General features: G+C 44.1%; 26 protein-coding genes and 1 pseudogene. 5 read left to right on the top strand and 22 right to left on the bottom strand.

All coding sequences use genetic code 11. The features are described from left to right. Positions 1-190 precede the first annotated feature (190 nt). Positions 191-508 (top strand): hypothetical protein, encoded by a 318-nt coding sequence (locus tag ACUXV2_RS08455; protein WP_446246568.1) that lies wholly within the window; start codon positions 191-193, stop codon positions 506-508. An 82-nt stretch (positions 509-590) separates the two neighbouring features. Here the strand turns inward: ACUXV2_RS08455 and ACUXV2_RS08450 are convergent, their stop codons facing one another. Further along, entirely contained in the window at positions 591-1,595 is a 1,005-nt protein-coding gene (locus tag ACUXV2_RS08450; RefSeq protein ID WP_446247026.1) for a helix-turn-helix domain-containing protein, read from the bottom strand. Between the two features lie 271 nt (positions 1,596-1,866). Here ACUXV2_RS08450 and ACUXV2_RS08445 point away from each other — a divergent pair, with 271 nt between their 5' ends. Beyond that, positions 1,867-2,343, top strand: coding sequence for a hypothetical protein (locus ACUXV2_RS08445; RefSeq protein WP_446246567.1), 477 nt, complete (start codon positions 1,867-1,869; stop codon positions 2,341-2,343). Between the two features lie 128 nt (positions 2,344-2,471). Here the strand turns inward: ACUXV2_RS08445 and ACUXV2_RS08440 are convergent, their stop codons facing one another. From ACUXV2_RS08440 to ACUXV2_RS08370, 15 genes and pseudogenes are all read right to left on the bottom strand, one after another. Beyond that, a complete protein-coding gene (locus tag ACUXV2_RS08440; RefSeq protein WP_446246566.1) occupies positions 2,472-2,984 on the bottom strand; it encodes a DinB family protein in 513 nt (170 codons plus the stop codon). A 222-nt stretch (positions 2,985-3,206) separates the two neighbouring features. After that, a pseudogene (locus ACUXV2_RS08435) lies at positions 3,207-3,434 on the bottom strand (GNAT family N-acetyltransferase); the annotation flags it as partial. A gap of 12 nt (positions 3,435-3,446) precedes the next feature. Then, complete coding sequence (locus ACUXV2_RS08430; protein WP_446246565.1) at positions 3,447-3,977, bottom strand: hypothetical protein; 531 nt, start codon at positions 3,975-3,977, stop codon at positions 3,447-3,449. Between the two features lie 76 nt (positions 3,978-4,053). Next, entirely contained in the window at positions 4,054-4,599 is a 546-nt protein-coding gene (gene lepB, locus ACUXV2_RS08425) for a signal peptidase I (protein ID WP_446246564.1), read from the bottom strand. A gap of 154 nt (positions 4,600-4,753) precedes the next feature. Continuing rightward, positions 4,754-5,038: a cupin domain-containing protein gene (locus ACUXV2_RS08420; RefSeq protein WP_446246563.1), complete on the bottom strand. Its 285-nt coding sequence runs from the start codon at positions 5,036-5,038 to the stop codon at positions 4,754-4,756. A 47-nt stretch (positions 5,039-5,085) separates the two neighbouring features. Then, complete coding sequence (locus ACUXV2_RS08415) at positions 5,086-6,375, bottom strand: TRAP transporter large permease (protein WP_446246562.1); 1,290 nt, start codon at positions 6,373-6,375, stop codon at positions 5,086-5,088. Beyond that, on the bottom strand, positions 6,372-6,848 hold the full coding sequence (locus ACUXV2_RS08410) for a TRAP transporter small permease (RefSeq protein ID WP_446246561.1): 477 nt from the start codon (positions 6,846-6,848) through the stop codon (positions 6,372-6,374). Before ACUXV2_RS08410 ends, ACUXV2_RS08415 begins: the two co-directional genes overlap by 4 nt. A gap of 67 nt (positions 6,849-6,915) precedes the next feature. Beyond that, positions 6,916-7,938 (bottom strand): TRAP transporter substrate-binding protein, encoded by a 1,023-nt coding sequence (locus tag ACUXV2_RS08405; RefSeq protein ID WP_446246560.1) that lies wholly within the window; start codon positions 7,936-7,938, stop codon positions 6,916-6,918. A 23-nt stretch (positions 7,939-7,961) separates the two neighbouring features. Beyond that, positions 7,962-8,645, bottom strand: coding sequence for a bifunctional 4-hydroxy-2-oxoglutarate aldolase/2-dehydro-3-deoxy-phosphogluconate aldolase (locus ACUXV2_RS08400; RefSeq protein ID WP_446246559.1), 684 nt, complete (start codon positions 8,643-8,645; stop codon positions 7,962-7,964). Next, entirely contained in the window at positions 8,629-9,177 is a 549-nt protein-coding gene (hxlB, locus tag ACUXV2_RS08395) for a 6-phospho-3-hexuloisomerase (protein WP_446246558.1), read from the bottom strand. The genes ACUXV2_RS08400 and hxlB overlap by 17 nt, the downstream gene beginning before the upstream one ends. After that, positions 9,162-9,797: a 3-hexulose-6-phosphate synthase gene (gene hxlA, locus ACUXV2_RS08390; protein WP_446246557.1), complete on the bottom strand. Its 636-nt coding sequence runs from the start codon at positions 9,795-9,797 to the stop codon at positions 9,162-9,164. Before hxlA ends, hxlB begins: the two co-directional genes overlap by 16 nt. An 8-nt stretch (positions 9,798-9,805) precedes the next feature. Next, positions 9,806-10,759, bottom strand: coding sequence for a sugar kinase (locus ACUXV2_RS08385; RefSeq protein WP_446246556.1), 954 nt, complete (start codon positions 10,757-10,759; stop codon positions 9,806-9,808). An 18-nt stretch (positions 10,760-10,777) separates the two neighbouring features. After that, entirely contained in the window at positions 10,778-11,779 is a 1,002-nt protein-coding gene (locus ACUXV2_RS08380) for a LacI family DNA-binding transcriptional regulator (protein WP_446246555.1), read from the bottom strand. Positions 11,780-12,185: 406 nt separating this feature from the next. After that, positions 12,186-12,626, bottom strand: a complete 441-nt coding sequence (locus ACUXV2_RS08375) for a YybH family protein (RefSeq protein WP_446246554.1) — start codon at positions 12,624-12,626, stop codon at positions 12,186-12,188. Between the two features lie 74 nt (positions 12,627-12,700). Further along, positions 12,701-13,162: a hypothetical protein gene (locus ACUXV2_RS08370; protein ID WP_446246553.1), complete on the bottom strand. Its 462-nt coding sequence runs from the start codon at positions 13,160-13,162 to the stop codon at positions 12,701-12,703. 344 nt (positions 13,163-13,506) lie between these two features. Between ACUXV2_RS08370 and ACUXV2_RS08365 the strand changes: the two genes are divergently transcribed. The 3 genes from ACUXV2_RS08365 to ACUXV2_RS08355 all read left to right on the top strand — a co-directional run bounded on the left by ACUXV2_RS08365 (position 13,507) and on the right by ACUXV2_RS08355 (position 14,821). Next, the gene (locus ACUXV2_RS08365) at positions 13,507-14,337 is read left to right on the top strand and encodes a type II toxin-antitoxin system SpoIISA family toxin (RefSeq protein ID WP_446246552.1); all 831 of its coding nucleotides are present in this window, start codon (positions 13,507-13,509) and stop codon (positions 14,335-14,337) included. Positions 14,338-14,390: 53 nt separating this feature from the next. Beyond that, positions 14,391-14,576: a hypothetical protein gene (locus ACUXV2_RS08360; RefSeq protein WP_446246551.1), complete on the top strand. Its 186-nt coding sequence runs from the start codon at positions 14,391-14,393 to the stop codon at positions 14,574-14,576. A 116-nt stretch (positions 14,577-14,692) separates the two neighbouring features. Beyond that, entirely contained in the window at positions 14,693-14,821 is a 129-nt protein-coding gene (locus tag ACUXV2_RS08355) for a hypothetical protein (protein ID WP_286163102.1), read from the top strand. A 185-nt stretch (positions 14,822-15,006) separates the two neighbouring features. On the opposite strand, the gene ACUXV2_RS08350 is transcribed toward ACUXV2_RS08355, so the two are convergent. The 6 genes from ACUXV2_RS08350 to ACUXV2_RS08325 form a co-directional block, all read right to left on the bottom strand. After that, entirely contained in the window at positions 15,007-15,333 is a 327-nt protein-coding gene (locus ACUXV2_RS08350) for a hypothetical protein (RefSeq protein WP_446246550.1), read from the bottom strand. Between the two features lie 308 nt (positions 15,334-15,641). Beyond that, a complete protein-coding gene (locus tag ACUXV2_RS08345; RefSeq protein WP_446246549.1) occupies positions 15,642-17,141 on the bottom strand; it encodes a sodium/proline symporter in 1,500 nt (499 codons plus the stop codon). Further along, a complete protein-coding gene (locus tag ACUXV2_RS08340; protein WP_446246548.1) occupies positions 17,138-17,260 on the bottom strand; it encodes a hypothetical protein in 123 nt (40 codons plus the stop codon). The genes ACUXV2_RS08345 and ACUXV2_RS08340 overlap by 4 nt, the downstream gene beginning before the upstream one ends. 23 nt (positions 17,261-17,283) lie before the next feature. Beyond that, positions 17,284-18,075, bottom strand: a complete 792-nt coding sequence (locus ACUXV2_RS08335) for an enoyl-CoA hydratase (RefSeq protein ID WP_446246547.1) — start codon at positions 18,073-18,075, stop codon at positions 17,284-17,286. Positions 18,076-18,086: 11 nt separating this feature from the next. Then, positions 18,087-19,637, bottom strand: coding sequence for a class I adenylate-forming enzyme family protein (locus ACUXV2_RS08330; RefSeq protein WP_446246546.1), 1,551 nt, complete (start codon positions 19,635-19,637; stop codon positions 18,087-18,089). 320 nt (positions 19,638-19,957) lie between these two features. Continuing rightward, on the bottom strand, positions 19,958-21,337 hold the full coding sequence (locus tag ACUXV2_RS08325; protein WP_446246545.1) for a sigma-54 interaction domain-containing protein: 1,380 nt from the start codon (positions 21,335-21,337) through the stop codon (positions 19,958-19,960). Positions 21,338-21,746 lie beyond the last annotated feature (409 nt).

Raw genomic sequence — 21,746 nt, 5'->3', positions numbered from 1 at the left:
TTTAGATTAATTTTAAATCCGTTGGTTTTACATGGTTAATTGAGGAAGGAACTTGAAACGAGTAGACAGCTCCTTTGCTTCCGAATCCAGAGAGAGCCGTCCCAGTGCTTCCCAATTCCATCCCTATCCACGTCCCCACTCTTTTGCTATACTTCTAGAATACCTTTCAATAAAATAGGATGTGTTCATCATGATTAATGCAACCGGCTGGGTGACCTTTTCCTATACACCCAAAGCCGTCAAAAACTATAAACCAAAAGCAATCAAAACCATCAATTCTTTTAGCAAAAATGGCAATAGATTCGACGTCCAAACCGTCTCTCCCCCGTTCGACCGGGAAGGCGATATCGCCCTGCAGGTCAAATGCAACTTCGACATCAATATAAAAGAACGGTATGGATTCCGCGAGGGTGCCGATTATATCAGTGTCATATCGGATGAACTGCAGCTGCTGCTTCCAATGGCCGGCGTGCCGATTACGCAGATTACGAATATCCATAGGTTTTAGGGGGATGTCTGTCCCCCTAAAACTATTTCACGAAAAAGAAGCCTCCTCATTAAATCGAGAAGGCCCCCAACAAAATCACTAGTTATTTACTAAAAGAACCCTGAAACAGTTTCGAATCAATAAACGGCATGACAGGACTGATCTCACCGAGTCCCTTCTTATTTAAAGCATCCAAAGCGAGTTTATTCAAAAGGACTTTATCAATAAAAGGGGCAACAGGTAAAAGCGATTGAATTCCCTTTTCACCGTAGCTTTTCTGTGCACATTCCGTTAGTACAACCGCACTTATCGAATGGGCCATGGCCGATAAAGCTCCCAGCCCTTTCCGTTTAAATTCCTCAACTGCAATCTCATCAATGACCCCTTGGCTAATGAAGGGTACTAAAGGAGACAACCCTTCTCCACTAGATCGCTCAAATTCCTTCCGGGCACATTCATCTACCACTTCAGGACTGATAAATGGTGCCAATGCAGCTAAACCTGCAAGTCCATTAGATTCAAGTTCCCTCAAAGCACATTTGTCGATGATCTCCTGACTTATGAAAGGTGCAACGACAGCCATAGCTGAAAAATCATTTTTTTCGGCTTCTTTTTCCGCCAGCGAATCGATTTTTTCCTGGCCGATATAAGGAGCGATAGCCGTCAGCCCTTTTAATCCGTTCTTATCAAACTCATCCTCTGCTAAACGATCAATCAAGTCTTGGCCTATATATGGAACAATCAATGAAAGCTCCTTCGATGACAGTTCACCATCCAGGTTCCGATACACCATATCTGCTTGATCCTGCGTAATAATCGGAGCCGCTTGTAAAAGTTCTTCCTTATCCACTGATGTGACCTTCATTTTCACCTCGTCTTCAACCAGACTCTTAACCAACTGTGTCCCTTTGGCATTAGACAAAATCTCATCAATGCTCACATCCAATACCCTGGCAAGATCGGGCAGCTTGGAGATATCCGGCATCGTTTCCCCTCTCTCCCAGTTACTTACCGCCTGAAAACTGACCCCCATATGATCCGCAAGCGCCATTTGGGTAATCTTCTTTTCCTTCCTTAACCCAGCTATTACCTTCCCAACTTTCTTCATATCAAACAAACCCATCACCTCTTTCATTAGTATAAATCAAGTGTAGGTGCCGGGGACTGTTTTTCCTATCAAGTGATGCTTGAGTTAAGTAAAAAAAGACTCAAGCAGCTATTGAAGACCCAAAAAGGTGGAGTAGACCGGAGTAGACTTCAATACCGAGGTCTGGACCTCCGACTAAAGTGTTAGTTTCGAGGGAGACAGTACTTTTATCGGATAAATATATGAACTGGGAGTTACACTACATATAAAACAAATATGGGGGATTAACGACATGAAACAGATTATTCTCTGGTCACTTTTGATATTGCCTTTGGCGTCCTTGTTTTTTCTGAAAATGGATATTATACGCAAGTACATGCCGGTCGCTCTATTTATGATCGTTATTCATACCTTGGCATATCAAGCAGCTTACTATTACGGATGGTGGAATGAGGCAGATTCCAGTCTGTTCGGGTGGGATAAAGTCGTCCCCGTTCCCTGGGTGTATGGAGCATATTTCGTTATCGTTATCTGGATATTCCACTTTACTTTTAGGAAATTTTGGAGGTATTTGATTGTCAATATCCTTTTGGACGGGTTATTTATGTACCTCGTTTACCCGGTATGGCAACGGATGGGGATTGTTTCGAGTGAATCGACTTTGCCTACAATAGCGATTGTTGCTATGATGGTCGGTTTTGCGTTGATCATCTATATGTATCAACTGTGGCAGGAGAAAGTGTTTAAACCCCAAAGAGAAGCTCATTAATGACCATTAACTGGCTTTGAGTCCCCTTCATTGAAGAAGGAAGTTAATCGTTGATTGATTAAGGGAGAGAACTAGGTTCTGTCCCCCTGTACGCTAAAGCGTGGTGGGGGTCAGACCCCCACCACGCTTTATCTAACTGACAACATTTTTCTAATAAGTCTTATTTGACCTCGATGATTAATTTCATCTTCAAAGACGTGGAACCAAATAAAATAATGATTAGATTGATGATTATCCCATAATCTATTTTCGTACAACCATCTATCATCGAGTTTCGCAAATTCTTGTAACGTTCTTTGCCGTACCTCTGCAAGTTTAGTGATGTAAAAATCTAAGGAGTTTCCTTTGATGTTCTTTCTCCCCTTATCACCAAGACTATATGGATCTCCCCATTCAGCCAGCTCTTGTTGATTCGGAGTTCTGCCATCAAAAATCTCAATTTGAAATCCCTTTTCTATTGCTGCTATGTGTAATAATAATGCTCCGATACTATTAGAATCCTCGCTTGGCAAAAAATCCAACTCTTCAGTAGTTAATCCTTTTACGGCGTCTAGCGTTGTCTTTCTAACATAATCCATCTGTGAAACTAAATGTCCTATTTGATGAGTAAAACCCTGTAATTCCGTAATCTTAAAATCCATTGAAATAAAGCACCCACTTTGTCAAAATTAAATCAGAAATAAAGAAAATTCCAAAATCAATTCTTTATAACCCTGCCCAATAATTTAAGAAGGCAATAAAAGCGCCCCTTTAGTTTTATAAGACTGTTGCATTACCTCATGCGAGACCACAAGAATCTCATTTCAATTCTTGTGGTCATAAGTCATATCTTTTGAAAATGGTAAAGGGTAGAATCGGAACCGTCACAACCCTACCCCTTTCCTCCACTCAGACTTATTCAATACATAATGATTATAACGTTCATTTTCTATCGTCTGTTGCCCCCGATAGGTAAATTCACATTTTTCAATTACTTTATTTGATGAGACGTTGTTTATCAAAGCTATTGCGTTAAGGATTTCTACACTTGTATAAGTGAACAAATAATCAATCAAAGCCTTTGACGCTTTAGTTGCATAACCCTTCCCTCGATTCACAATCAATCATTCAAACTCTTCAATCAAATCCCCATTTTCATCATAATATTTGTAGTTCCGATACTCATATCCATTATCTTTTGATTCAGGCAAATCAACCCAGGTTACGCTCGGCTCGTAAGGAGGGAATGCTTGCTCCAGTGTTTCCCCATTAATATCTACCGTCATTTTGGCAACGCCATTTTCATCATTCGCCACGAACATGATTTTTTTAATGGCCCTACCAGGTAAAAACATCGCAATTGCCTCTTCTTGATTGGATTCAATATGCTTCCACACATAGTTCCCCATATCGTTTTTGGCAAACAGGATATAGGATGGCTTATGATCGGCTAAAAACCCTGCAATTCTGATATCATCAAAATCGTTGATTTGTACAATGTGAATGTCTTTATCCTCATAGCCTTCCACCGACTTTATCACTTTGATGATGGATTCCTTATCATTACCGTATACCTTAGTGGATTGATACCAGGCATAGGCTGCGACCAGAACCATCACTGCAGCAATCAAGATCGTTATTTTTTTCTTTTGCATACATGATTACCCCTCATCAGGAATAAATGGGAAGCCGAAGACCAACCGCTCAATCTTCAGCTTCTATTCCCAGAAACTATTCATTTTTAATGATCCTCATATCCTTCAATGGATAAAAAACAACATTCGTGGTCCCTACGATCTCCTCAATAGGGATTGCTCCTATCATCCTGCTGTCTGTGCTGTTCTGTCTGTTATCACCCATAACGAATACATGCCCTTGGGGTACAGTGGCCTGTCGGACAGCAGTATCCTCCAAAGTGAAGGACTTGGTTAAGTCACCCTCTATTGTTTCTTTCTGATCATCGAGGTATGGCTCCTTATACGCTTTTCCATTTACATATAAAATGTCGTTTTTGTACTCGATTTTATCGCCAGGCAAACCGATCACACGCTTAATGTAATCCTGTTTCTCATTTGCGTGAAAAACAACGATATCAAATCTTTCCGGCTCACCTAATTTGGATACAATCATACGTTCATGGTCATGTAATGTCGTATTCATGGAAGCTCCGTCAACGAGGATAGGGGTAAATAAGAAGGTTCGAACAATCAATACGATGACGAACGCAACAACCAAAGATTTCAACCATTCAAGGGTTTCATTTTTCTTTTTAGACACTCGCTTCATCCTCTCACATGAAAAACTCTTATTCTATTAACATTATACCAATTATTTCAAATATACTAAATTTGAGCAATGCTCTTCTTCCATTATATGTATCCATAAAAAAAGAGCCCCAACCCCAAACCGGGTTGACGCTCTCCTATCCACTTTACCCTTCCAGCAAATCCTTCCTTATCGGAGAAAACATATCCAATATCACACATTCCTCGATCACCTTCACCCGATGCTGGATGCTCGAAGGGATATACTGCGTATCCCCTGCATTCAGAATCCTTTTTTCACCGTCCACTTCAAATTCCACTTGCCCTTTTTCAATGAAGCTTAGTTGTTCTTCAGGATGCTGGTCGATGTCACCGACGAACCCTTCCGCCAGTTCCACCTTCACGAGCATCATGGATCCTTCGCTGCTCAATACTTCTCTCTTCACCATCATCTTTCACTCTCCTTATCAAATCTGTTCAGTCGCTCAAACCCTGCCCGCTAAAACAGGCTTGGATTGATGAGTTTAGGAATATAGAAAGCCACGCCCGGTAAAAATGCCACAAACAATAGGACCACTAGGACAATCACTATATACGGCATGACGGCAGAGAAGGATTTCTCAATGCTGAGATTGCCGATTTTCGCTGCCAGGAGCAGACATAAACCATACGGTGGAGTGACCAGACCAATGGCCAATGTCATAACTACAATCAGCCCCAGGTGCACCGGCTCCATCCCAAATAGATTGGCTGTCGGCAGGATGACTGGTACGAATAAGATCATCGCAGGGATCGCGTCCATGAACGTACCGACAAACAGGAAGAAGGCAATAATGATCAGGATGAAGACCCACTCTGCCCCTACGTTGTTCACAAAGAATTCCTGTGCCTTGACCGATAATTGATAGTAACTCATCAGTTCACCCAAAGCGCTTGCAGCGGCAAGGGCAAAGAGGGACAGTGAGCTTAGTGCCAGTGTATCCTTGATGATCTTTGGAAGATCGGATAGTTTCAGAGTTTTATAGAAAAACATACAAATCAATAATGTGTACAAGCAAGCAACGGCTGCTGCTTCGGTCGGGGTGAAAAACCCTGAAATGATTCCGCCGATAATGATGATTGGCGTAATGAGGGCAGGTACCGTCTCATACACCAACTTGAAAAACTGGCTGAATGTTGCACGTTTCGACCTTGGATATCCTCTTTTCAAGGCCATGATATAAATAAAGAGCATCATGCCAAGTCCAATCAGGACACCGGGAACAATCCCTCCAAGAAATAACGCTCCCACCGATGCATTCGTCAAACCTGCGAAAATGATCATCGGGATACTAGGCGGGATGATGACACCAATCGTAGAAGAAGCTGCTGTCACTCCGACTGCCGTTTCGGTATCATACCCCTGTTTCTTCATGTTCGGGATCAGGATTTTACCCACCCCTGCTGTATCAGCCTGCGCCGCACCTGACACCCCGGCAAAAATCATGGAGACCAGGATGTTCGCGTGGGCCAGACCGCCCCTTATGTGACCGACCATGGTCAGGGAAAGATCAATCAGCTTTTGTGAAATCTTCCCGTGGTTCATCAGGTTCGCTGCAAGGATGAATAACGGCACCGCAAGCAGGACAAACGAATCGATTCCATTCAGCATCTTCATTGGAACCGTCACTTCAGGGATATAAGGAACCGTAAAGATACCGAGGAGAGCAACAATCCCAATCACAAAGGCAATAGGAACACCGATCAGCATCAGAATAAGAAACAATACAACCAACCCTATACCAATCATGCCTGTGCCCCCCTTCCTTTAAGATCTTTGATACTGTTGAACAACTGACTTGCGGAGTAAATCATCATGGTCGCACCCATGATCGGGATGGAAATCCATACGTATCCCATCTTCAATTCTGGAATGGACGTCCAATTGTAGTTCCAGAAGTTCTGCACTGCCACGATTCCATAGTAAAACAGGGCAAATGAGAATAATAGTATGACCGCATCAATCACGATCAGTAAAGATAGTTTCGACTTTCCTTTCAACTTACCGATAAGAAAATCGAAGCTGAAATGTTCCCGTTTGCTCACCATGACGGAAGCCCCCATAAAGACCGACCAAATGAACGAGTAGTTGGCCACTTCCTCTGTCCATATGACTGAAATCCCGAGGTGTCTGGTGACGATCTGGACTATGATAGCCGCAAAAAAGATAAGCAAGAAAATAGCACCGATGGTCATCTGTATTTTTTCAAGAGCTTTAATCATATTGATCGTCTTCCCCCTTTCACAATTAAAGGGAAGAACAGATCGTCTCTTCCCTTTAAAGAACGTTTTACTTAAGCTTGTTGATTTTCTCTAGCAGACCTTCCGCACCCATGTTCTTCGCGGCTTCAAGTTGAATAGGTTCTGCCAGTTTAATGAATGGCGCGCGGTCGATTTCGTTCACTTCCGCTCCCTCATCGATCGCTTTCTCTTTGTATTCTTCCTCTTGTGCATACACCGCTTCTCTTTCAGCTTTCACGGAAGCCTCTGCTGCTTCGATGATGATATCCTGCTGTTCTTTTGTATAGGAATCAAACTTCTTTCCGTTCACTAACAGGAAACGTGTTGTATAATCATGACCTGTTTCAGAGATATATTTACCATTCTCTGTTTTGTGGTGGTTCTGCTGAACGAAGTATGGATACGAGTTTTCAGCTGAGTCGACTACGTTTTGCTGAAGGGCCTGATACAATTCTCCCCATGCGATTGAAGTTGGAATCGCTCCGACTTCCTTCCAATAATCTGCTACCACACCAGAAGTCTGTGTTCTGAACGTCATGCCCTTTAAATCTTCCATTTTTTCGATCGGCTTTTTCCCGTAATAGTGTCTGACACCTGCAGACCAGTAACCGATTAATTTGAAATCATTGTTCGACTTCTCGTTGATCAACTTCGCCATTTCTTCCCCGACTTCTCCGTCAACTGTCTTTTCCCAGTGCTCATAGCTGTCGAAAAGGTAAGGAAGGGCAAGAAGATCGATTTCCTTAATTCCTGTCTGAGTCATGAAACCAGGTGAGACAAGCACAACATCCGCTCCGCCAAGCTTCAACTTTTCAACAAGTTCTGATTCTTCCGTTCCAATTGTTCCTGCATGTACTTCCACATCAATATCTCCGTTTGATTTACTTTCTGCTACTTCTTTGAATTTCAGCAGCCCTGTTTGATAAGGATTATCTGGTGATGTCTGGTTATGTGCTGCTACGATTTTGATTTTTTTCTCCCCTTCTCCTCCAGTTTCTTTGCTACCGCAACCTGCCAGAATACCGGAAAGAGCCAACATTAACACAAATGAAATCGATACAAATTTCTTCATCCCAAGTTCCCCCTTAAATTGGTTTAAATTGATTGAACAGCCTTTACCTTTTGAACAATCCGTGCATATTCGCGTGCTTTTTGCGTCAAGCGTTGAAAATCCTCTTCGTGATGCAGATGCTTCGTATTCACCAAGTTGCTCCCCAGTCCTACGGCCAATGCTCCTGCCTCGATGTATTCCTCGATATTATCCATGTTGATCCCCCCGGTAACCATCAACGGAATCGTCGGGAAAGGGCCATGAATATTCCGGACATAGCCAGGACCGAATGTATTTGCAGGAAAGACCTTTATCATATCTGCCCCGAGCTCATATGCATTCAGGATTTCCGTTGGAGTCAGGGCTCCAGGTATGCTTGGTATGCCGTAGCGTTTTGTCATCTTCACCGTTTCCGGATTGAATGATGGAGAGACGATGAATTCGCTGCCTGCCATGATGGCGGCCCTTGCCGTTTCCGGATCCAGTACGGTGCCCGCACCTGTCAGGACCCTGCCATCAAATTCCTCTCTTACACTCTCTATCAAACTTGTAAACTTCGGGGTCTCAGCCGTGATTTCAATGACTTTCACTCCGCCTTCATACAAGGCAGTGACAATGGGAAGGATCGTTTGAGGCGCGGCTTCCCTAATGACGGCCACAAGTACTTCTTTTTTGATAAACTCCACCGGGTTCACTTCATCATCACTCCATTCACTCCATATTTGCATGGCGTTTTACCATGGCTTCATTCGTATCTTCCTGCTCAAGGGTCCCGATGATGATCGCGTCGAGAACCAGGTGAACCGATTGGTCGAATTGATTCCCGAGAGGCTGAATCGTCTCTGGCTCACCCTGCCTTCGGTACTTGGTGGCTGCGGGAATGCAAAGGATCCCGTCGCAGATCGAAGCAAGCTTTGATTCCCGGTTCGTGGTCACAAGGAACCCCCCCGCCCCGATTTCTTTCGCCTTGGAGGCAAATTGGACAATTGCCCCGGTTGAACCGGAGCCTGAAATGGCAATGAGCAAATCCCCTTTTTCCATGCTGGGTGTAATGGTTTCCCCGATGACATACACAGGGAAGCCACCATGCATAAGGCGCATCGCAAATGCTTTTCCCATCAATCCCGATCGTCCTTCACCGTATACAAAAATCCGGTTGGCCTTCTTCAAATGTTCAGAAAGATGGATCGCTTCATCCTCTTGTACGTTTGATAAAACTTCTGAAATTTCGTTGGCTACTGTCGTTATGATCGATTGCATGTACTAACCAGTCCCTTCATCGCCCTTGCAGCCTCTGCAGGGTCTCCTGCCTTTGTGATAGCGCTGCCAATAATGACCGTGTCCGGCCATTTTTCAACAATGCCGGGCAGGGTCTCCAATGTGATTCCTCCTGCCACTGCCGACTCGAGTCCGCTGATTCCTTGTGTCAGGTCGAACAGGCTGCCTGTTTCTTCACCAGCTTCCTGCATGTCTTTTCCGATATGCAAACTGACAAGCGTGACTCCCAGATCCTTTAATTCTAGGACTCTATCCTTTTCCGAGATTCCAAGAAGATCGATCATCACTCTCTTTCCGCGTGACTCTGCCACTTCGAGTGTATCCATAATGGTTTTATCCGCGGAGAATGCCATGACTGTCGTGATGTCTGCACCAGCGTCAAAAGCTTGAACCGCTTCATGTTTTCCGGCATCGCATGTCTTCATATCCGCGACAATCACCTTATCAGGATAAGCCTGCCGGATGTCCCTGATCACTGACATCCCGTATTCCTTGATCACACCGGTGCCGACCTCGATCCAGTCCACGAACGGTTCGGTCTTTTCGAGAATCTGAAAACATTCTTCCCTGGTCAGGCGGTCAAGTGCCACTTGAATATTCATCCCTTCACCTATCTTTCCACCCTGGCTTTTTCGCCCATGTGGACGAGGACATCTTCCAAATAAGGCAGCCCTTCGTTGTCCCCCGTCACACTGACGACCATCGAGCCAATGATATTCGCAAAATGAAGCGACTTCTCCAACGGCCATTCCTGTAGGACTCCGTAAATGAATCCTGCATCGAATCCATCACCGGCCCCTACAGTATCCACTACCTTTTTCGCCTTCACTGCAGGAGCTTCAACATATTCACCTGCAGAATAGCCAACGGATCCTTCTTCACCCTGCTTTATCGCCAAATGGGAGATACCAAATGCCTTGCAGTGCTCAATGATCTCGTGTGGATCTGTGGTGCCGAACAGCAGCTGAGCTTCCTCCACTCCCGTTAACAGGATGTCAACATACGGGAGAAAGCTCCTTAACACGTCCCTTGCCTCGTCCTCACTCCATAATTTCAATCGGATATTTGGATCGCACGAAATCATCACCCCGTGCTTTTTTGCTTCTGTGATCGCATGCCTGATCAGCTCGATGTTTTTCGTTTTATCCACTGCAGGAAATACCCCGGTGATATGTAAAATCTTCGTGTTCTTCAAAAACTCATCATTTAGGGTTTCCTTCGTTAAAGTGGTTGTCGGAGAACGGTCCCTGTAATAAAAAGTCCTTACACTCCCGTCTCCCATAATCTCCTTGAAATTAAGGGAAGTCGGATATCCATCCGCCATTTCCACTTGGGACACATCGACTCCTTCACCGCGGACGGTATTAAAGATATGCCTGCCGAACTCATCATTACCGAGGCGGCTGACCCAGCCGGTCTTCAATCCCAACCTCGCACAGCCAATCGCAAAGTTCAGCTCCGCTCCTCCAATTTTGCGTTCGAAAGAAGAGACAAACCGCATCGGGCCGGTCGATGACGGATCAAGTGTGATCATCGCATCGCCAATCGTCACTACATCGTTCATGGGTAACACCCTTTCTATCTAACAAGATTCTCGAATGATCAGCTTGGGGTCAAAACGGAATACGAGACCCTCATCTTGATCCTCTTTTTTCTGGATTTTATTCAATAGAAATTCCGCTGCTTTCTTTCCGATCTCGAAGGTAGGCTGGGCAACGATTGTCAATCCCGGTTCATAAAAACCGGCAAAGGACACATCATCAATCCCGATGATGGCCAAATCCTCTGGTATTTTCACGTTCATTTCTTTTACATATTTCAAGATTTCAATCAGTGTTAAATCATTACCGGCAAGAATCGCTTCAGGGGGATCTTCGAGAGCTAACAGTTCCCGCACCCCTTCTTTGATCCTGCTTACTTCTAGGCTCCTGATATACTCATCCCGGACCTCAAGGCCGTTTGCTTCCATCGTGTGCCTATAGCCATTGATCCTTTCCATCCTCGGGGTCACATTCCGGATCACATTGGTGATGATCCCGATCTTCGTGTAACCGCGATCGATGAAATGCTGGACTCCCATGCCGGCAGCTTTCTCGTTATCAAGCAACATGGATGGAATCGCCACATCCGGCACCGTCCGGTCAACAAACACGATCGGGTAGCCTTCCTTCAGCATCTCATTGTACAATGCCGCATTATCCCCGGTAGGCAGCAGGATGATCCCATCCACCTGCTTAGCACGAAGCATCTCGATGTACTTCCGTTCCTTTTCAGGATCATCATCCGCGTTACAGACAATCGTGTGAAACTCTGCTTCGTGACAGGTGTCTTCGATTGCACGGATCACCTGGGTCGAAAACGTGTGAAGGATATTCGCCACGATCACACCGATCGTCGTCGTCGACTTCTGCTTCAGGCTTCTTGCTACAATGTTAGGCCTGTAGCCAAGCTCCTGGATTGATTCTTCTATTCGGTTCTTCGTTTCTTCCCTCATATAATCAAAACGATTATTCAAGTACTGGGAAACGGTACTCTTAGATACTTTTGCATGCTGAGCAACGTCAGCAATCGTTACTTTTTTCATGAACTACTCTCCAACTCTCCACTTCATAAACCGATTTACTAAACCGGTTTACTAAATCGATTTATTGAAATTATATGATAATTGAAAGCGCTTTACAATATGTTTTTGAAATTTTTTGTTAAAAAGATTTTGGGCAAAAGAAAAAACGCGTGGGGACGCGTTTTTTTATAAAGTATCAATTAAATTACACGACTATTTATTATCAAAATTCCGTGCTATTCTTTTTCCAAAACCCACTCTTCATCTGAATTCTTAATCACAAAGTCAAATTACTGCTTATCTAATTGGCTATCCTATGTATGATCTTGTCCATGAATCCCCCACCATTCTTGTCTGTTCGTTAAAAAAACACCGAAAACCAATGAGACATGTCCATGTCTCATTCTAATCAGCGTACCTTTTCTCCTTACCTCAAATGAAACATACCCTTCCCGTCCTCCATATTAATCGGTAAAGATGAATGTTCATGTGTAATCAACCAAGAGCCGTTTACTCTTTTCAAACCAAATGTAAATCGATTGGTCATCTGACGAAGTTTCTCATCGGATCCTTCTTTGTAAGCAGCAAATGTAACAGAGCAATGAACAAATGCGAGGCTCGTACTTTCTTCAATCACTACTTCATCAATCTCCACTTTAAGTACATCACCATCTTCTCTTAAGCCGTTAAACCAGTTAAAAACGTTTTCACTCCACGCATTTTTCCCTTTGCATTCCCAACTCCCCCAGCAATCATAAATATGGACGTCAGATGAATACGCATTTAAAAATTTATCATTATCCCTCTCGTTAACAGCATGTTTGTAATTCTCAAGCACTCCCTGAATGGTACCAATTCCTTCAGACATATGTCTCTCTCCCTTGCCCTGAGTAATGTGATGGTTCCGTTACTTCTTCCATACTTATTACAGGATTTCCTCTATTACTCACCAGCTTTTATCAGATTTGGTTTCATACCTATTAATAAAACAATGCATATGGACCCAAGTAAACAATACCTTGCAAGATTAGATCCTTTAGTTACTCTCCCTCCAATCCCAAACCAACTCCCCCCAGTAACCCTCTCCCTCCTAACAAGTCCTTCCTCCTCCATCCAAGTCAACTCATCCATCATCACCGCAAACCCCTCTTTATGTAACCAAAACATCCCCCGCTCACAGTAAGCCCGCCAAATCTCCCTATAGCTCAAGAACCCCAGCCCATCCTCCCTCACTTCCACAGCCCCCACCATGTCGATCACCAGCCGGTACAGCTTCCTGCTCTCTTCTATAAAAGAATCCCCCGCCTCAACCGCAGTCTTCGTCATAAACACCACCATCATCTCCCCATCTTTTATAAAATTGACCATTCCAACCGGGACAAGGTACTTGTCTCCACCACCCATTCCTCCCTGAACCCAACTGGTACAATGAACCTGTCCCCTCGTCCCGCAAATCACTCCTTTTACATATTCACTTTCTATATAGTGAATGAGCGTTGAAAAGGACACCCTGATTCAAATTTTTTTCAAAAAAGATAAAAAACCCGTCCCAGACTGCATTCACGCAATCCGGGACGGGCCTATACCAGCTGTAATAAAGAAGCACGGGGTAAGCCCCTACTCTACCTAAGAAAAATAAATGGAATCATCTACCTACTTTCCGGTAAGATAAAATAGACAGGAAGTTTACTGAAAATTAGAATAATAGATTGTTAGACAGGAAACGAAATAACCAATGGAGGGTTGATATGGCGTTTAAAATTTACATCGTGGTTTTGTTGGTCTTTTCGGTGGCGAATTTGGTTTTTTTCATCTTTAATCCATTAAAATATCATTTGTCTCTTCGAACGCTGCGGAAAACCCTTTATACATTGTTTATAGGAGCGATATCCCTCGGTTTGTTGATGGATGAAATCCAATTGTCTAATTGGGAGTTTATCTTGACCCTGACTGCCATCGTGATTTTTATGGATTTAGCCGTTCTTCTGACTCCGAGCATTATGAAAATTTGGAGTGCCGAGTTTCAATACACCGATTATGTGGAAGATATCATCAAGACCAATGACAAGATTCATAAGGCAATGGTCTATCGGGTTGAAGCGATGTCTGAAATGATTCAGAAAAACAATGAGCTTCTCTCACCTTCAAGGAGTTACACGGAACAAGAGTTAAAAAACTATCTGGATATGTATGCTGAGAAGTTTGGATTCGACGTACAAATTCACCGGGTCCGAGATATAGAGTTTTCAGTAGATGATCTAGATCCGGCTGTGATAGGAGGACTGGCTGATGATGAAATCCAAATGCTTGTCGAAGCCTATCGCTTAACAGAAGGAATAAGGATGACATTGGAACAAATCAAGACCATAAACAATTTTGATTTAAACAGTGAGGAAGAGGATGTAGAAAGCCTGACACAATCAGCTGTCGTGTCCCTTGTTGATGACGAAAGCATGCTTGTACCGGTATTTATGAATACAGACCAGTTCATTATCGTCTTGAAAAAGGAAATTGGTGATGTGTTAGAGGTAGATGCGATCCACATCACCAATTTAATCTATCTCTTCTATTCTCTTTAAAATGAATCGTGGTATAATGATAGAAAGACCACTTCATTAAGGGAGGGTTTTACATGATCGGGCAATCTAAAGAAAAAGAATCAAGAAAAGGCAAAGTGATCACGGTAAACGGCCGGCGGGTTAAAGTGACAGCCACTGCTTCCAGAGTGACCCATCTCTCTGACAAATCAACGAGTAAAATGTCGCGAAATGTCCAGCAGTTGAATAAAAAGGTGCTGCAATTCATCAACAACCAATAGAAGTAACACCATTCGCAGGAAGCAATCATGCATCCTGCTTTATTATTTAGTTGTATACTTCTTCCCCCTCCTGAATAAGATGGATAGTAATGGAACCCTGACAGGAGGGAAAAAACATGGACAAGAATCCAAATAAGAAACCAACCCCCAAAAAAGTCACGCATCTTAAAGGCGAAACCAAAATAGATAAAAAGAATAAAGAAGCACTGAAGGTCATTAAATCGATTAAAGGGATGTTTGGGTAAGATCGTGGATAGGCAGCAGGACGGAATCGTTCTAAAAGAGAATAGGAAACATCTAAAAAGCAAGCATAGAGCTCGCTTTTTTTGATGTGTATATGGTCGTAACTGCTATGTCCAAAATAAAAATCCCCTAATCATTTAGGGACTTCTTCATACAATTAAAACGATGCCACTAGTTACGTTTCAATTTATATTACCTGTCTCTTATTCTTCCTATTAAACAGAAGAAACCCAAGCCAAGTTACAAGGAATAGATCCCCCAGTACGGTAAAGTAAGACCATACAGCCCCCTCCTGCAGCTGACTGATCAAATGTTCAAACTCATTCATTTCATGTGCCCTGCCAATGCTATTCATAAAGCCGACCATCGGGATGGTAATAGTGAATAGAATGGCCAACCAGGACATACCCTTATGCTTCTTTTTTACAACGCTAAATATCGAAGCCCCTAATACTGTTAAGAAAAAGAGGTAATAAATAGCCCAAAACCATGCAGGCAACGTTTCCCCAAACATATCCTGTCCCCCCTCATCTTTCAATCTTCTTATAAAAACAAAAAACACCATAAATCCACGAACCACTCTAATATACCTATATTCTTCATTCTACACATACATCTAATATCCTTCTTCGACCATGCTTATCTTGTTTTTATAGGTAATTGAAATTTGGAGGCATGCCGAAGAACATCAAAGGACCAGGTACTCCGGTCTCTTTTTCAAAATTGACAAAAACCACGGTACCTGTTCCCAAGGCTCAAAACCAACAAAAAAGTGACAGGCACTTCTCACGCTCCAAAGCGAAAAGCACCTGTCACCAACAATTAAGAAAAGTTCGCTGCGGCCGGGTCTTCCCCAGCTGATTTTTCTTTTGAGGTTTTTTCGAATATAGGACTTGCTTCTTGTTTGGTAATAAGGGAGATTCCGACCAGGGACGCGGTTGAGATCATCATCGCAATGGCACCCGTGTCAAGGGCTGGAACATAGACGCCCTTCACTTTTAAAATATAAAGCCCGATACTGAAGACAAATCCAAGGGCCGATGACCAGATGGCTGCTACTCTAGTGGCTCGCTTCCAAAGGATTCCGATACTTAATACCGGTACCAATGAAGCTGCAAAAATGCCCCATGAAGCGTTGCCGAGCCAACCGACGAGGTCCGGCGGATTCAGCGAAAGCAGGAATGTCAAAACGATGATGGCCAATGTAAACCATCTCGACAGGGACAATTCTTTCTTTTCCGGAAGCTTTTCTCCTTTTTTGATAATCTGTTGATAGATATCCCTGACGATGGAGGAGCTTGCAACTAACAGGAACGCCTCGCTTGTTGACATGATGGCGGCCATGACAGCGGCGAAGATTAATCCGGCAATCACCGGCGGGAAGAAGGTTTCGATAAACATAGGTGCCACCATATCCGGAGAGGCAGGAGCCGCCATTTCCCCGCGATTGACCATTACTTTTGTGTACAGGCCGACAAACCATAAGAGGGCAGTGAGTCCATATGTACCAGCAGCAATGATGCACGCCCATTTCAGCATGGAAAGTTTTTTGATCATGTAGAACTTTGAAACAACATGCGGCTGTCCTTGATGGCCGATTACATAAATGAAGAAATAAGAGATAAAAGCAAAAATGCCGATTGGGCCTGTTGTATGGAATGCCTGCACCATATCAGGGTTTATGCCCGCAAGTTCCGAGTTAAGCTGGGACATACCGCCGACCATTTTCATGCCGCCGATAAAGACGATCAGAGCACCTACCACCATGACGATCATCTGAATGAAATCCGTCCAGACAGCGCTGATCATGCCGCCGCCGACCACGTAAACGGTCAAAATGGCAACACCGATAAACAACGCGAGCTTATAGTCCACACCAAGAACAGTTTGCAGCATGTTCCCCAGCGCTTTGTATTGAGCCATCTGATAACCGATCGCGCCGCCCAATATCGCTAGGGCGGTGATCGCACGAATGGCCTTACTGTTGTACCGGACTTCCAGAAGATCTGGAATCGTCAATGCACCGAATTTTTGTGTGATTCGCCTCATCGGCTTCGCCAAAACTAGAAAGCTGACAAATATTCCTGCTGTTGCAAAGATCCCGATCATAAATATGGCATAGCCATGTTCATAAACGAGTCCCGTCAGCCCGATGAACCCGTACCCCGACATGGTGGTGGAAGAAACGGCGAGAGCCACAAGCCAGGGCCCGAACCTCCTCCCTCCCGTATAAAATGTATCCATATCCTTTTGATGCCTCATGGAAAGCAGTCCTATTACCAATATCACAAGCAAATAAATAATCCCAATGGCTAATATCATGAAACATCCTCCTCTTCATTATTTTTAAAAGCCAATGCTCCCCAAATTCCTGCTGCCACAATGGCACCTGGCCAAAATACAAATAACATGAATGTCAATAGCGGTGATAATCCAAACAAGTCAATTCCTCCTTTTAAAATAATTACCTGTCAAGAAAATTTGGCTCCCGTTTTTGGATGAAAGCCTCTACCCCCTCCTTTACGTCCTTCGTTTGAAAGACCTGCCCGAAATATTCAGCTTCGGTAACAAGCCCTTCATCCACATGCTGCTCAAAACCGTTATCAATGGAGAGTTTGGCAAAAGACAAGGATGGAGAAGAATACCGACTGATTTTTCCGGCAAGCTCAACTGCTTTTTTCAATGACCCGCCTTTTGCAACAACGTGATTGACCAGACCAATTTGTTTCGCTTCTTCAGCGGTCAATGGCTCTCCGGTAAAAATCATTTCCTTCGCCCTTGCTTTCCCTATAAGCCTCGGCAGTCTCTGCGTCCCTCCCGCCCCCGGGAATAACCCCAGCTTTATTTCAGGAAGGCCGATCTTGACCTGTTCTTCAGCAATCCGAATATCACAGCTTATAGCAAGTTCGCAGCCGCCGCCTAATGCAAAGCCATTAATCGCCGCGATCGTAGGCTGGGGCAGCCGTTCAATCTTATTGAGCGGTTCCTGCAGCCAAAGTGACTTTCGCTTGGCCAGTTCCACCCCTTTGCCAGTCCAGTCAGGAAAACCCTTTATATCTCCTCCAGCTACAAATGCCTTTTCACCGGCCCCGGTCAGAATGACGACCTTCACACTGGAATCGCTTCCAATTTCATCAACGGCAGCTGACAATTGTTCAATTACCTCGGCGCTCAGCACATTCACAGGCGGATTATCAATGGTGACCGTGGCGATACCTTGCTGTTTTGACCATGAAACAACTTGGATTTTTTTCATTCGTACCCTCCTTACCTATGGCTGTATTGATTTCTTAAAATGAACTTTTGCACCTTCCCGGATGGTGTGCGCGGCAATTCATTAACGAATATGACCTTCCTTGGCTTTTTGTAGCTGGCAAGCTGACTTTTACAGTAATCAATAATTTCGTGTTCTGTAAGATGGGCTCCCTCCTTTTTCACGACAATGGCGCAAACCGCTTCGATATAGTGAGGATCTGGTACGCCAATAATCGAGACTTCCCTTATGCCGTCAATCCGGTAGAGTACATCCTCGATTTCAGCGGCATATATATTCTCGCCTCCGCTTCGGATCATATCTTTCTTCCTGCCTGCAATTGTCAGGTAGCCATCCTGATCGAACCGGCCCAAATCCCCTGTCCGGCAAAAACCGTTCACGAAAGTTTCCCGTGTGGCATCAGGCTTTCTCCAATAGCCGGCTGAAACAGCAGGACTCTTGATGGCAATCTCCCCGACCTCCCCTGCAGGGAGCCCATCCCCATTTTCATCAATGATCTGAATCTCAGTCAGAGGCAGAGGTTTTCCAACCGTATGGCCTTTTGTAAACACATCCTCTGGGTTCAAGGATGCGGCGATCGGTGTCCCTTCCGTCAGCCCGTAAACCTGAACGACCCCTATATGCGGAAAATGATTTTTTAATTTTTCTATCGCCCAGGGCATGAGGGGATCTCCACCTGTGTAAATCGTCTTCAAGTCGTTCAACTGATACCTGCCAATATCCGGATCATTTAGCATTTCATAAATCATGAAGGGGAATAAAAAACAATCGCTCACACGCTCCTTTTCCATCACTCCCAAGATTCTGCCAATCTCAAAACCTTGGCTTTTTGTGATGATCACCGTTCCGCCCATCATCAGGATGGGCAGGGCGATATCCTCCATGGCACCCACATGGTAAAGGGGTCCGGTCGTCATCGCGACCTCATTTCCGTTAAAATTCCACTTTAATGCCTGCATAGATGAGAACCAAAAGGTCGTTTCGTGAGTCCAGATGGCACCCTTTGGCCTGCCGGTGGTTCCCGACGTATACATCAGCATGACCGGTTCGTTCAGTTTAATCGTTTCAGATTTCAGTTCGTCTGTTGGCCCATTTTCTAAAACCCGCCAACTCTCAGCCCAATTTGGAATGTGCCCGTCTTCGTTTTGAAGGCAAATATACCGCTGCACAGAGACTCCGCTCCGTACCGGCTCCAGCTCACTGGCCAAATCTGAATGAAAACAAAGTATTTTTGTATCAGAGTCGTTCAGCAGATATTCAAACTCCTTGCTTGAAAGCCGAAAATTAAGCCGGACAGCAATCGCCCCAATCTTGGCAGCAGCGAAATAAAGACCGAAATATTCCAGGCAGTTATAGAGCAGAATCCCAACGCGATCCCCTTTCCTCACACCCATTTCCCGAAGCTTATTTGCATAACCATTCGATATCCGATGAAGATCCTTGTATGTCCACGACATTCCCGACTCTTCTTTAATGGCCATTTTGGAAGGGTTCCCTGGGTTCAAATCGTTCGCCATTCTTCTTGTAAAATAACCGACATCCAATAGACTCCCTCCTCTTATTTGTAAGCGCATACATTTTGAGTGAAAATTTTTTTCTTCTTTTACATGCTCTCCTCCTTTCTTTTTCCCTTTACAAATACCTATTGCAAGATTCGTGCCAAAAAAGAAATTCCAGGATTCACTTGATTTCCCTGGAATTGGGGAGCATCTAAAACTGAAGTTCTTTCCGAACACCTAGAATACGCTTTTAATTTTCTGAATTTTCTAGTTATTATCCAGTACAAATAAATCCTTAAACACGTTGTATGTGAATAAAGAGAAGAAAAATCCGGGAGCTCGGAAAAGATTCCGAACTCCCGGATTTATTCAACACTCTCTGTAATAGCGTATTTCTTAATTTTGTCGTATATCGTGGAATTCCCAATTCCAAGCGACTCAGCAGCCTTATTTTTGTCGTAACCGCACTGCTTTAACGCTCTCTCAATTGCTTTCTTTTCTGTTTCCTCTATGATGCTCTTCAGGCTTCGCTTTTCCATCTTGGTGGTTTGGCTGTTTCTTAAGTAATCCGGCAGCGCCTCAATCCCCATTACTTCACCGTCTGATAGATGGACACCTGCATCGATGACATTCTCAAGCTCCCTTATATTCCCCGGCCAGTCATATTGTTCAATGAGGGATAGGGCTTCTGGGCTGACAGATGTGACACGCTTTCCAATCCGGGCAGTTACTCTTTTAAGAAAATGTTCAACAAGCAAATGGATATCCTCTCTTCTCGCTCTTAGCGGAGGAATGAACAGCTGCACTGCATTAATCCGGTAAAATAAATCTTCACGAAACAGCTTGTCTTCGATCATTTTTTCCAAGGGACGATTCGTTGCTGCAATGACACGGATATTAATCTTTTTCGGCTGTAGTGCCCCCACCGGTTCGAACTCCTTTTCCTGCAGAACACGCAGCAGCTTTACCTGCATATGCTGCGGCATATCCCCGATCTCATCGAGAAAAATCGTCCCGCCGGCCGCGAACTCAAATTTCCCGATCTTCCCCCCTTTTTTCGCCCCCGTAAAGGCTCCTTCCTCATACCCGAAAAGCTCCGATTCGAGTAAATGCTCCGGAATCGAACCGCAATTGACTTTGACGAATGGCTTCTCGCTCCGCTCACTCAGTTTATGTATACTCTGGGCCAGAATCTCCTTTCCGGTTCCGCTCTCTCCCCTGAGCAGTACGGAAATATCCCCGCTCGCCACCCGTTTCACACGTTCTTTTAACTCGGTGACCTCCGGTGTATGTCCGATTAGATCATGCAGGGAATACTTAAGGCCATTTTCGGCTTCCCATTCATTACGATAATAATTAAGCTCTGAAAGGACATCCTTGATATGACTGTTCATTTGCTTCCAATCATCAAGATCCTTGAAAAGGATGGTCCCAATCGCCCCAAGGATTTCATTGTTTTCGATGATGGGAATGCGATTGGCAATGACGAACTCTCCCCTGAGTAGCTGCACATCTGCCATATCCTTTTGCCCTGTCCGCGGTATAAGATGCATTCTGGTGTTTTCAATCACATCCGTAACATGCTCGCCAATCACCGTATCCCGGTCTACCCCTAGAAACGCGCAATAGTTATTGCTTATGTATTGGATCATCCCATCGCGATCCACAATGACAATCCCGTAATAAGCACTCTCAAATATAAGATCAAGCAAGTGGTCATTAATAAACAGCTCGGTACCCCTCATAAGACCATCCCCTTTTTTGGCTTTCTATCTTTTATAGTAGCATGTTTCTCTATTTGGGAGACAGAAAATTCGTAATAATCAAACATATGAACTTCGTGACAGGCACTCCGGTCTTTTTTCAAATAAAAAACCGTGGTACCTGTCCCCACGGCTTGTTGACGGAAAGTTGAAACCACCGTCTAAAGATTATATTCGACAAGTTGCTTGAAAACAGAGCAAAGTGGCATGAAAAATGAAAATCTCGCACGTAAATCCGGAAAGTGGATCGTATTTTTAAAATGTGGATTGAAAAAGTTGAAAAGTGGATTGAAAACGATTCTCAAAGAAGAAAACCGGACCCGCGTTCATTTAAAAACCCCTTTGTACAGGGGTTTTCAATATGAGGTCCTCCTCCCCATTTGGAGATTTG

The organism is Rossellomorea sp. NS-SX7 (assembly GCF_052828565.1).
This window is presented reverse-complemented; position numbering and strand designations above follow the sequence as displayed.

What these genes read in the sequence shown, in the direction of transcription:
- hxlB (WP_446246558.1), bottom strand. Translation starts at nt 9,177, where the DNA reads ATGCAATCGATCATAACGACAGTAGCCAACGAAATTTCAGAAGTTTTA.
- ACUXV2_RS08440 (WP_446246566.1), bottom strand. Translation starts at nt 2,984, where the DNA reads ATGGATTTTAAGATTACGGAATTACAGGGTTTTACTCATCAAATAGGA.
- ACUXV2_RS08400 (WP_446246559.1), bottom strand. Translation starts at nt 8,645, where the DNA reads ATGCAAATATGGAGTGAATGGAGTGATGATGAAGTGAACCCGGTGGAG.
- ACUXV2_RS08410 (WP_446246561.1), bottom strand. Translation starts at nt 6,848, where the DNA reads ATGATTAAAGCTCTTGAAAAAATACAGATGACCATCGGTGCTATTTTC.
- ACUXV2_RS08385 (WP_446246556.1), bottom strand. Translation starts at nt 10,759, where the DNA reads ATGAACGATGTAGTGACGATTGGCGATGCGATGATCACACTTGATCCG.
- ACUXV2_RS08365 (WP_446246552.1), top strand. Translation starts at nt 13,507, where the DNA reads ATGGCGTTTAAAATTTACATCGTGGTTTTGTTGGTCTTTTCGGTGGCG.
- ACUXV2_RS08325 (WP_446246545.1), bottom strand. Translation starts at nt 21,337, where the DNA reads ATGAGGGGTACCGAGCTGTTTATTAATGACCACTTGCTTGATCTTATA.
- ACUXV2_RS08360 (WP_446246551.1), top strand. Translation starts at nt 14,391, where the DNA reads ATGATCGGGCAATCTAAAGAAAAAGAATCAAGAAAAGGCAAAGTGATC.
- ACUXV2_RS08345 (WP_446246549.1), bottom strand. Translation starts at nt 17,141, where the DNA reads ATGATATTAGCCATTGGGATTATTTATTTGCTTGTGATATTGGTAATA.
- ACUXV2_RS08380 (WP_446246555.1), bottom strand. Translation starts at nt 11,779, where the DNA reads ATGAAAAAAGTAACGATTGCTGACGTTGCTCAGCATGCAAAAGTATCT.
- ACUXV2_RS08335 (WP_446246547.1), bottom strand. Translation starts at nt 18,075, where the DNA reads ATGAAAAAAATCCAAGTTGTTTCATGGTCAAAACAGCAAGGTATCGCC.
- ACUXV2_RS08450 (WP_446247026.1), bottom strand. Translation starts at nt 1,595, where the DNA reads ATGAAGAAAGTTGGGAAGGTAATAGCTGGGTTAAGGAAGGAAAAGAAG.
- ACUXV2_RS08455 (WP_446246568.1), top strand. Translation starts at nt 191, where the DNA reads ATGATTAATGCAACCGGCTGGGTGACCTTTTCCTATACACCCAAAGCC.
- ACUXV2_RS08355 (WP_286163102.1), top strand. Translation starts at nt 14,693, where the DNA reads ATGGACAAGAATCCAAATAAGAAACCAACCCCCAAAAAAGTCACGCAT.
- ACUXV2_RS08370 (WP_446246553.1), bottom strand. Translation starts at nt 13,162, where the DNA reads ATGGGTGGTGGAGACAAGTACCTTGTCCCGGTTGGAATGGTCAATTTT.
- hxlA (WP_446246557.1), bottom strand. Translation starts at nt 9,797, where the DNA reads ATGAATATTCAAGTGGCACTTGACCGCCTGACCAGGGAAGAATGTTTT.
- ACUXV2_RS08415 (WP_446246562.1), bottom strand. Translation starts at nt 6,375, where the DNA reads ATGATTGGTATAGGGTTGGTTGTATTGTTTCTTATTCTGATGCTGATC.
- ACUXV2_RS08350 (WP_446246550.1), bottom strand. Translation starts at nt 15,333, where the DNA reads ATGTTTGGGGAAACGTTGCCTGCATGGTTTTGGGCTATTTATTACCTC.
- ACUXV2_RS08420 (WP_446246563.1), bottom strand. Translation starts at nt 5,038, where the DNA reads ATGATGGTGAAGAGAGAAGTATTGAGCAGCGAAGGATCCATGATGCTC.
- ACUXV2_RS08405 (WP_446246560.1), bottom strand. Translation starts at nt 7,938, where the DNA reads ATGAAGAAATTTGTATCGATTTCATTTGTGTTAATGTTGGCTCTTTCC.
- ACUXV2_RS08430 (WP_446246565.1), bottom strand. Translation starts at nt 3,977, where the DNA reads ATGCAAAAGAAAAAAATAACGATCTTGATTGCTGCAGTGATGGTTCTG.
- ACUXV2_RS08375 (WP_446246554.1), bottom strand. Translation starts at nt 12,626, where the DNA reads ATGTCTGAAGGAATTGGTACCATTCAGGGAGTGCTTGAGAATTACAAA.
- ACUXV2_RS08445 (WP_446246567.1), top strand. Translation starts at nt 1,867, where the DNA reads ATGAAACAGATTATTCTCTGGTCACTTTTGATATTGCCTTTGGCGTCC.